The sequence below is a fragment of the Mycolicibacterium komossense genome (assembly GCF_025822605.1).
Classification (GTDB): Bacteria; Actinomycetota; Actinomycetes; order Mycobacteriales; family Mycobacteriaceae; genus Mycobacterium; species Mycobacterium komossense.
Genome location: NZ_JACKTY010000007.1, coordinates 22,994 through 32,387, shown reverse-complemented (window position 1 = coordinate 32,387; position 9,394 = coordinate 22,994). Strand labels below are relative to the sequence as shown.

Sequence of the window (9,394 nt, the reverse complement as noted above, 5' to 3'; positions counted from 1 at the left end):
AACCACCTGCGATCAAAGGAAGACGGGGAGTCCCCCTACACAAGTGGCCAAAAACAACAAACAAAAACCACCAAACACACTATTGAGTTCTCAAACAACACGCCTTGCTGCATCCCACCGACCGCGCAGAAAACCCGCGGCATTTAAGCCGCTGATCTTAGTGCGGACGGTTGGAAACACCCTGGTTACCAGGGTAATTCCCGGGAGGTCTTCGCGCTCTCCGGCTTGGCCGGGTCGCTCTGACCTGGACTAAGTTACGTGGCGGAAAACTGAGAGTCAAATCGCCAGGTAGAAGGCGGTTTGGCCCCGATCAAGATCAACCGGGTGTCAGCCGATCCGTTCGATCCCGGCCACATTGCGTTTACCTCTACGCAGCACCAACCACTTGCCGTAGAGGAAATCCGAGGCGCCCGGCACCCACTCGTCGCTGGTGATCTTGACGTTGTTGGCCGACACCCCGCCTTCGGCGATGTTTCGCCGGGCAGCTCCCTTACTGGCGGCCAGGCCCGAAGCCACCAGAAGATCCGCGATTCCGTCCGGCTCCCCGGACTTGAGTTCGGCCACCGAGGCTTCGCGAAGAGCTGCGGCCAGAGTCGGCTCGTCCAGTCCCGACAATTCCCCGCGACCGAACAGCGCCTGGCTGGCGAGTTCCACCGATGCCGTGGCGCCGGCTCCGTGCACCAATGTGGTGAACTCCTGAGCGAGTCGGCGCTGGGCTGCCCGCTCATGCGGGCGCGACGCTGTAGCCTCTTCGAGCTCAGCCAATTCGTCGGCGTCCAGGAAGGTGAACCAGCGCAGATACCGGATGACGTCCGCGTCCGCGGTGTTGAAAAAGTACTGGTACCAGGCGTACGGACTGGTCATCGTCGGGTCGAGCCAGACGCTGCCGCCCCCGGTGGACTTGCCGAACTTCGCTCCGTCTGAATCGGTGACCAGCGGCACAGTCAGGGCGTGCACCGTCGCACCCAGCTTCTGGCGGACCAGCCGCACGCCGGCGATGATGTTGCCCCACTGGTCGGATCCACCGATCTGCAGCGCGCAGCCGAACCGTCGCTGCAACTCCACGTAGTCGTTGGCCTGCAACAGCATGTAGCTGAATTCGGTGTAGGAGATTCCGTCACCATCCAGGCGTCGCCTGATGGTGTCGCGGTCCAGCATCACGTTGACGGAGAAGTGCTTGCCGACGTCACGCAGGAAGTCGATCGCCGACAGTTGCGACGTCCACTCCAGGTTGTTGACGATCACCGCGCCGGTCGGCGATGTGTCGAAGTCGACAAAGCGCTCCAACTGCCCGCGGATCCGTTCTACCCAATCCGCCACCGTGTCGTCGGCATTGAGCGTGCGCTCACCGGTGTCACGGGGATCGCCGATCATGCCGGTCGCGCCGCCGGCCAGGACAATCGGCCGGTGTCCGGCGCGCTGGAAGCGGCGCAATGTGAGCAGCGGCACCAGGTTTCCGGCATGCAGACTCGGGGCGGTCGGGTCGAAACCCGCGTACACCGTCAACGGTCCCCCAGCCGCCTCAGTGGCGAGCGCGTCGAGATCGGTGGATTGCGCGATCAGTCCGCGCCATTGAAGTTCGTCGAAAATCGTCGTGCTCATGCGTAGATCTTCCCGCATCACCGATTGTCAGTCGCTCGCGCCGGGCACCGGGGCCCGTGGGCTGCGTCGAAACGCCGAGACCTCCCGGCGCCCCGCCAGCCAGAGTCGCCATGGCCGATCGGCTGCCTTACTGACGCCGACGCGCGGGCCACTGACGGCGGGCTGCCGGTCACCCAGCGTGAGCCGGACCGGACTGCCGGGATCGAAAAGGTCGAGGCCGTTATCGGACATCGTGATGCCCAACGCCGAACACAGATTCCCTGGACCGCGCGCCAACGCGACGTCTCGGACTGTGGCACCTCTGCGCTCGCGGGCCGACTCGACCCCGTCGACAACCACCCCGGCACGCAACAGCACCGCCGCCGCGACATCGTCGGGCCCGCAGACGACGTTGGCGCACACGTGGATTCCGTGGCTGCGGTAGGTATACAACCGACCGGCCAACCCCCACATGATCTCGTTGCGACCACCGCGCCCCCGATAGGAGTGCGAGGCCGCATCAGGCCATGGACCGTCGGGAATACCCCCGTAGGCCTCGACCTCGACGACGATCGCGCTGGCATCGCGGCCGGTCAGAGTGGCGCCGAGCAGCAACTTCGCTGCGCTCAACGGGTCCGTCGCCAACCGCGATGCGCTCACCAGCATCATTGTGCCCAGACCGACTCCCCCGCGATCAACGCTGATTCGTCAGGAAACCGGACCGGAAGCCGCCACCAGCCGGGCATGCTCTTCATCGTTGACATCGGTGGCCTCGTCGATCAGCAGCACCGGAATGCCGTCATCGATGCGGTAGACACGGCGAAGCCGCGGGTTGTAAAGCTTGTTGTCGACGTAGAGCAGTGGTCCCCGGTCAGCCGGGCACACGATGATGCTGAGCAGTTTCTGATCGAGCACGGCGAGAAGGCTATCCGCCACCGATGCCGATTCCGCCGTTGGGGCCGGACACCCCGAAACCGCCCAGGACGCTGGGATTGGACGGGTCGTACTGGTTGATACCAATCGTGTAGCCACCACCCGATGACGGCGGCTGTGCCCGCGACTGCTGCTTCTGCTGGTACGCCAGGGTTGACTTCAGTGCATTGATCAACGGCACCTGGTTGGGCCGGTAGCTCAGTGCATCGGAGAGTGCCGCCGCGTTCGCCGGCGACGGTTTGAACCCCTGCGCCCGCAGCTGCAGCACTGCGTGAATCAAGTTGGAGACCTGGCCGCCGCCCGCGCCGGTGTCATATTCCTGACCGATGACGGCAAGCAATTGATCGGCGTTCTGAGGTGCCGCTGCATCGGCCGGCGCGGCCGCTTGAGTGGTGGTGTCAGCCTGCGCGGTGCTCGCACTGATCCCCAGCGTGACCGCGACTGCCACCCCACCGCTGAGAACGGCGCCTCCGAAGATGCGGCCGAGCCGGTTCATAGTGGCACTCTGTGTCGCCCGGTAAGTCATGCGATTCCCTTCAACCGTGGAGGCGAGCCTAACAGCGCATCGGATCCCCGGCAGCATCTGTTACGCCCCGGCAAGCTCAGACCGCACCGCACTGGTCAGTCGCTTGAACTGGCCGGTGCCCACTTCGAGGTACCACGCATTCCGGCCCGCCTTGGGCAGCCCGGCCGCCTTCAGTGCGCCGACCGAGGGCCGATAGGTCGCCGAAAGCGGCAGGTCGTCGACGATATGGATGACGTCGGGCGGCATCCCGACCGGCAGTGCTGAGACCGCATCGGCCAGATCGGCCGTCGTGACCGTCGCACCAGGCAGCAACGTCAGCGCGGTGACTGCCACTTCCCGGCCGCCGACCGCAACACCGTAGGTCACCGCGAGGTCCACCGAGCTGACCTTGCTGATCGCGTCGGTGATCGGTTCGGGATAGACGATGCCGCGGTCAGTGGTGATGAGCGCGCCGCGGTTGCCGACCAGCCAGTAGTCACCATCGGCGTCGCGGCGGAACAGGTATTCGGTGGACACCCACGTGTCGGCGGGGGCGAACACCCCCCTTTTGACCGATGCGGTCGGGTCGATCGGGCCGCGGGGCCGGGCCAACAGCACCCCGACCTCATCGACCCCTGCCACCTGCACGAAACCCCGGTCATCCTCGAGGATCAGATCGGAATCCGCGTCGTAGGCAGCCAGTTCGATCTGACCACCGCCGGGCAGGGGCCGGCCTTTGCTGCCGACCTTGGCGCCCGAGACGTTGGCGAGGACCGCCTGCCCGTCCGTCGTGGCAAAGAACTCGACAACCTGCGCCGGCGAGAATGCCTCGGTGACCTGGTTCCAGAGCCCGGTGGGCATACCGGACCCGATGAACAGCCGCACCGGATGGTTTCCGTGCAGGCCGAACGAGGGATCGTCGATGACCTCGCGCAGCATCGCCCAGGTGTAGGTGACGACGGTGACGCCGTACTGCCGGACCTCCTGCACGAATCGGTCCGGGCGCAGCCCGCGCGACAGTGCGATACGCGCGCCGCCGACGACCGCGCCACCGAGTGCCACCAGCAGTCCGGATTGATGATGCAACGGGGTGAGGCAGTACACAGTGTCACCACGGCCCAGGGCGGCGGTCGAAGCGGTGCCGAACGCCGACAACGACCAGCGGTAATTGGTGATCTGCTTGGCGACGAGGTCGCCGCCGACGGTGCTGAAGGCGACGAACGCCAGATCCCGAGCCAATCCGGGGTTGGGCCGGTACCAGCCGGGCAGCTCGACCGCGTCCGGGTCGATCTGCTCCATGTCGATGACGTCTTGGCCGTCGGCGATGTTCAGATCGCGAGATTCACCGCCGCCGAGGACAAGCACCTGCAGGGAAAGCTGCCTGGCGGTGTTGAGGTTGGTCGGATCGGTGAGGATCTCGGCCACCCCGCCGAGGCGCGCCGCTGCCGCCAGGTCCCCGTCGGTGGGCATCAGCACGGCCACGGCACCGAGGCGCGACAGCGCGGCGATCGCCACCAGTGCACTGGGGCGGGTCTCCATCAGCACACCCACGTGGTCGCCTTGGCGCACGCCGACGTCGATCAGGCCGCGCACGACATTGTTGACGCGGCGGTCCACCGCTTCATACGTGTGCACCCGGCCGTCGAACAGCAGGAACTCACCGGTCGGGGCGCCGCGGGCCTGCTCGGACATGATGCGGCCGAGCGAGATCCTGGTGTGATCGTTGATCTGGCCGAGCCGCGTCAGCCGCGGCAGCGTCCTGGCGGTCTCGACGGCCAGGGTCCGCATCGACTTGTTGGCGGCCACCACCGCCCCGGCGGCGCCTCTGGCCAGTGCGATCGCCACCTCGGAAGCCTCGCCGACACTGTGCACCACGCGCGACGCGAACTGCACACCGCTCTCGTCGTCCTCGGCCTGCTGGTCCTCCATCGGGACGACGTTGGCCGGCCTGGAGCCATGGCCGGACAGCCACAACACCCAGTCGGCGACCGTCGGCCACGTCTGCATCGCAGCCTTCGATCCGACGACGAGGCCGAAATGTCCGGTCCGGATCAGGGTCTGGTAGATGTCGGCATCGGGAGCGGCACGCCGGATACCGCGGACCGACGCGGGTTGACCGATATCGTCGACCTCGCCGACGAACGCCAACACAGGACAGGTGATGTCGGTCAGCGTCACCAGCTGGCCGTTGATCGCGAAACCGCCGGTCATCATGCGGTTGTGGGCGATGAACTGTTTGAGAAGTTCGGAGACCGCAGGCCCGGACCAGGCGATCCAGCCCTCGGAATCCAGGAAGCGACGCTGCTGCTCGCGCGGCAGCAGCGCCTCGCGGTCATGTAGCTGGCGCACGAAGTCCACCCGGGCCTTGGCCGTCTTGAGCGGATCGAGCATCTGAAAACCTGTGCGAGCCAACCATCCTGGGATGTCGAGGTGGTTGAACACATGGTCGGCCATGAAATCGGCGGCCACTACACCGAGGTTCGGCGGGATACCCATCGGCAAGGCGGCCAGCGTGTCGACCGGCGCACCGAAGGTGATGATGCTCGCGAGATCTTTCGAGCGGCGGTACGCCGCCGTCTGGTAGGCGAACATCCCGCCCTGCGAGTAGCCCGCGAGGTGTACGTCGGAGCCGGTAGTCGCCTTGATGGTGTCGATCGCCTGGCTGAGCGCGACAACGTGATCGGCCAGCGTGCGTTGCATGCCGCCCTCGACCTTGTCGGGCTCGCCGAAATCGATCACCCACGGATCGAGTCCCGAGGCGTGCAGGATGCCCACGGCACCGTCGTCACGGGTGACGTCGAACATATTGGCCGACATCATCATCGGATGGACCATCAGGACCGGCGCCCCGGGTGGCCGCTTTCCGGGCCGAACGTCCGGCGGAAAATACCGCCGGAGCTTGTACATCGGCACGCTCTCGACGATCTGGAATGGCGACGGCACCGTGCCCGTCTCCAGTCCACCGAGACGCAGCACCTCCAACCCGTTCTGCGCCGTGGCAAGCAGGCGCTCCACGGGTCTGATGACCGGTCTGGTAACCGCCGACAGATTCACATCCACTCGCTGCTCCCCTACGAATGTCCTGCTTGATGGGCCCGACAGCTTGCACATCATGGCATACCGCATATGTACGGTCTTTTGCTTTGGCCAGGCTTGCAATCGGACACTAGGGTGGCCCGGTGGCACACCTGCTTGGAGCTGAGGCACTGCATCTGGAATTCCCGACGCAGGTGGTCTTCGACTCCTTGACGGTCGGCGTCAACGAAGGCGACCGCATCGGGATCGTCGGCCGCAACGGTGATGGCAAATCGAGCCTGCTGAGCATGCTGACCGGTGAACTCATTCCTAATTCGGGTCGGGTTACCCGTCGCACCGGCGTCCGGGTCGGTTTCCTCGACCAATCAGACATCCTCGACGGCGCCAGCACGGTCGGCCACGTATTGGTCGGTGACCTGGCCGATCACGAGTGGGCCGGTGACCCCAAAGTCCGCGATGTCGTCGGCGGGTTGGTCGCCGATATCGCCTGGGACGCCCTGGTCTCGACGCTCTCAGGTGGCCAGCGTCGCCGCGTCCAGCTGGCCCAGCTACTGATGGGCGACTGGGATGTCATCGCCCTCGACGAGCCCACCAACCACCTCGACGTGGAGGGCATCACGTGGCTGGCGGGTCACCTCAAGACGCGCTGGGCCCGCACCAGCGGCGGTCTGCTGGTCGTGACCCACGACCGGTGGTTCCTCGACGAAGTTGCCCTGACCACCTGGGAAGTGCACGACGGCATCGTGGAGCCCTTCGACGGTGGCTATGCGGCGTACATCTTGCAGCGGGTGGAACGAGACCGTCAGGCCGCGACGATGGAGGCGAAACGCCAGAACCTGATGAAAAAGGAGCTGGCCTGGCTGCGCCGCGGAGCCCCGGCCCGCACGTCGAAGCCGAAGTTCCGCATCGAAGCGGCCAACCAGCTGATCGAAGACGTGCCGCCACTGCGGAATCCGATCGAACTGGCCAAGCTCGCGACGGCCCGCCTCGGTAAGGAAGTCGTCGACCTGCTGGACGTTTCGGTCTCCTATGACGCCAGGCCGATCCTGCGCGATATCGAGTGGCGGATCGGTCCGGGCGAACGCACCGGCATCCTGGGCGCCAACGGCGCGGGTAAATCGACGCTACTCGGCTTGATCGCCGGCACGGTCACCCCCGACAGCGGTCGGGTCAAGCGCGGGAAGACCGTGAAGCTGGCGATGCTCGACCAACAGGCCGGCATCCTGGCCGCCCACGAAGCCGAGATGGTCCGCGAAGTACTGGCCCAGCTGCAGACCGATTTCCAGGTGGACGGCAAAGACATCACCCCCGCGCAGCTGCTGGAACGGCTCGGGTTCCGTCGCGAACACCTCTCCGCCCGGGTCGGGGAACTCTCCGGTGGTCAGCGGCGCCGGCTGCAGCTGTTGCTGACCATTCTGTCGGAGCCGAACGTCCTGGTCCTCGACGAGCCCACCAACGACGTCGACACTGACATGTTGGCCGCTACCGAAGACCTGCTGGACTCATGGCCCGGCACACTGATCGTCGTCTCGCACGATCGGTACCTGCTCGAGCGCGTCACCGATCAGCAGTACGCGATCCTCGACGGACGGCTGCGCCACCTGCCCGGCGGCGTCGACGAATACCTGCGGCTAGCGAAGGCTGCGCCGGCCTCCGCAGGGTCGAATCCGACATCGTCAGGTGGGGGCTCGGCCGGCGCCGATCTCTACACGACGCAGAAGGAGATCGCGGCTGCCGAGCGCAAGATCGCCAAGATCGCCAAACAGATTGCCGCCCTGCATGTCACGATGGCCGAACATGACGCCAGCGACTACGCGGGACTGGCGGAGCTGACCACCCGATTGCGCGCGTTGGAGGCGGAGAACGCCGAGCTCGAGGACCGTTGGTTGGAACTGTCGGAGTTCTCCGAGTAGCTAGCGGCGCAACCGGATCCGCAGCTGGTCGGCGGTGTCGCGAACGACGCCGAGTTGGTTGGCCACCTGGACGGGTGCGGTACCCCCGCGGGCATCGCGCGAGTTGACCGAACCGTCTACGGTCAGGACTGCGCGCACGTCCGGCGTCAGCTCAGGGCTGATCTCGGCGAATTCGTCATCGGTCAGTTCATCGAGCCCGACACCGCGTGCCTCGGCCACTTTGACCGCCGCACCGGCCGCCTCATGGGCCACCCGGAACGGCACGCCCTTGCGGACCAGCCACTCGGCGATGTCGGTGGCCAGGGTGTAGCCGGCCGGCGCCAGGTCCGCCATCCGCTGGGTGTCGAACGTCAGCGTGCCGACCAGGCCGGCCATCGCAGGGAGCAGCAGCTCCAGCTGTGCGACCGAGTCGAACAGCGGTTCCTTGTCTTCCTGCAGATCCCGGTTGTAGGCCAGCGGCTGCGCCTTGAGCGTGGCCAGCAGACCGGTCAGGTTTCCGATCAGCCGGCCGGACTTTCCGCGGGCCAACTCGGCGATATCGGGGTTCTTCTTCTGCGGCATGATCGAACTGCCGGTCGACCACGAGTCATTCAGCTTGACGTAACCGAATTCCGTCGAGCTCCACAGGATGATGTCCTCCGCCAGCCGCGACAGGTCGACCCCTATCATCGCCAGCACGAAGGCGGCCTCGGCTGCGAAATCCCTTGCAGCCGTGGCATCGACGGAGTTGTCCGCAGCCTTGGCGAACCCGAGATCAGCGGCGATGGCGTCGGGATCCAGCCCCAGCGACGAGCCGGCCAGCGCGCCGGAGCCGTAGGGCGACACCGCGGTGCGATCGTCGAAGTCGGCGATCCGATCGACATCGCGCAGCAGCGGATGGGCGTGCGCCAGCAGGTGGTGGGCCAGCAGGATCGGCTGGGCCGACTGTAGATGCGTCTTGCCGGGCATGATCGCGGTCGGATGCGCGGCGGCCTGGGTGGCCAGCGCGGTGACGACACCGAGCACACCGTCGGCCACGCGGCGGACCGCGTCGCGCAGCCACATCCGAAACAGCGTCGCCACCTGGTCATTTCGTGAGCGCCCTGCGCGCAGGCGGCCACCGAGGTCGGCACCGACGCGGTCGATCAGACCGCGCTCGAGGGCGCCGTGAACGTCCTCGTCGGTGACGATCGGGCCGAAGCTACCGTCGGCGACGTCCTCGCCGAGGCTGTCGAGGCCGGCCAGTAACCCGTCACGCTGCTCGTCGGTCAACAGCCCGGCCCGGTGCAGTACCCGGGCGTGCGCCTTGGACGCGGTGACATCGTACGGGGCCAGCACCCAGTCGAAATGGGTCGACTTGCTCAGCGCGGCAAGGGCCTCCGACGGGCCGCCGGCGAACCGGCCGCCCCACAGCGCGCCTTCGTTGGTGCTCACTGGGTCGCGCCCG

The 9,394-nt window shown here is 66.3% G+C and carries 7 protein-coding genes; 1 reads left to right on the top strand and 6 read right to left on the bottom strand.

Annotated features, from left to right (window positions below):
• Nucleotides 1-327 precede the first annotated feature (327 nt).
• The 5 genes from tyrS to H7J73_RS01120 form a co-directional block, all read right to left on the bottom strand.
• Complete coding sequence (tyrS, locus tag H7J73_RS01140) at nt 328-1,602, bottom strand: tyrosine--tRNA ligase (RefSeq protein ID WP_264065384.1); 1,275 nt, start codon at nt 1,600-1,602, stop codon at nt 328-330.
• Between the two features lie 27 nt (nt 1,603-1,629).
• Nucleotides 1,630-2,244, bottom strand: a complete 615-nt coding sequence (locus H7J73_RS01135; protein WP_435405401.1) for a DNA-3-methyladenine glycosylase — start codon at nt 2,242-2,244, stop codon at nt 1,630-1,632.
• Nucleotides 2,245-2,289: 45 nt separating this feature from the next.
• Nucleotides 2,290-2,496 carry a Trm112 family protein gene (locus tag H7J73_RS01130; protein ID WP_264065383.1) on the bottom strand — a complete coding sequence of 69 codons (207 nt, stop codon included), beginning with the start codon at nt 2,494-2,496 and terminating at the stop codon, nt 2,290-2,292.
• A gap of 10 nt (nt 2,497-2,506) precedes the next feature.
• Entirely contained in the window at nt 2,507-3,010 is a 504-nt protein-coding gene (locus tag H7J73_RS01125; RefSeq protein WP_264065382.1) for a hypothetical protein, read from the bottom strand.
• Nucleotides 3,011-3,100: 90 nt separating this feature from the next.
• Nucleotides 3,101-6,130, bottom strand: coding sequence for an acyl-CoA synthetase (locus tag H7J73_RS01120; RefSeq protein ID WP_435405400.1), 3,030 nt, complete (start codon nt 6,128-6,130; stop codon nt 3,101-3,103).
• 68 nt (nt 6,131-6,198) lie between these two features.
• Here H7J73_RS01120 and H7J73_RS01115 point away from each other — a divergent pair, with 68 nt between their 5' ends.
• Nucleotides 6,199-7,968 (top strand): ABC-F family ATP-binding cassette domain-containing protein, encoded by a 1,770-nt coding sequence (locus H7J73_RS01115; RefSeq protein WP_264065380.1) that lies wholly within the window; start codon nt 6,199-6,201, stop codon nt 7,966-7,968.
• Here the strand turns inward: H7J73_RS01115 and argH are convergent, their stop codons facing one another.
• Nucleotides 7,969-9,381 carry an argininosuccinate lyase gene (gene argH / locus H7J73_RS01110; protein WP_264065379.1) on the bottom strand — a complete coding sequence of 471 codons (1,413 nt, stop codon included), beginning with the start codon at nt 9,379-9,381 and terminating at the stop codon, nt 7,969-7,971.
• Nucleotides 9,382-9,394 lie beyond the last annotated feature (13 nt).

What these genes read in the sequence shown, in the direction of transcription:
- tyrS (WP_264065384.1), bottom strand. Translation starts at nt 1,602, where the DNA reads ATGAGCACGACGATTTTCGACGAACTTCAATGGCGCGGACTGATCGCG.
- H7J73_RS01125 (WP_264065382.1), bottom strand. Translation starts at nt 3,010, where the DNA reads ATGAACCGGCTCGGCCGCATCTTCGGAGGCGCCGTTCTCAGCGGTGGG.
- H7J73_RS01120 (WP_435405400.1), bottom strand. Translation starts at nt 6,130, where the DNA reads ATGTGCAAGCTGTCGGGCCCATCAAGCAGGACATTCGTAGGGGAGCAG.